At 54.5% G+C, this 516-nt stretch carries 1 rRNA gene; it reads left to right on the plus strand.

Annotation, left to right across the window (positions count from 1 at the left end):
* A 23S ribosomal RNA gene (locus PG892_RS22535) occupies positions 1 to 516 on the plus strand; the annotation flags it as partial.

The raw sequence follows: 516 nt of genomic DNA on the forward strand, positions 1-516 counted from the left end.
TAATAGCTCACTAGTCGAGTCGGCCTGCGCGGAAGATGTAACGGGGCTCAAACCAGGCACCGAAGCCGCGGATTCACGCTAAGCGTGAGTGGTAGGGGAGCGTTCTGTAAGTCTGCGAAGGTGTATCGAGAGGTATGCTGGAGATATCAGAAGTGCGAATGCTGACGTAAGTAACGATAAAGGGGGTGAAAAGCCTCCTCGCCGGAAGACCAAGGGTTCCTGTCCAACGTTAATCGGGGCAGGGTGAGTCGACCCCTAAGGTGAGGCCGAAAGGCGTAATCGATGGGAAGCAGGTTAATATTCCTGCACGACTTGTAATTGCGATGGGGGGACGGAGAAGGCTAGGTGGGCCAGGCGACGGTTGTCCTGGTGAAAGTGCGTAGGTGGTGTTTCTAGGCAAATCCGGAGACACAACACTGAGACACGAGACGAACGCACCACGGTGCGGAAGCCATTGATGCCCTGCTTCCAGGAAAAGCCTCTAAGCTTCAGATTACAAGTCATCGTACCCCAAAC

This window comes from Aeromonas sp. QDB68 (genome assembly GCF_027707405.1).
Taxonomy (GTDB): Bacteria; Pseudomonadota; Gammaproteobacteria; order Enterobacterales; family Aeromonadaceae; genus Aeromonas; species Aeromonas caviae.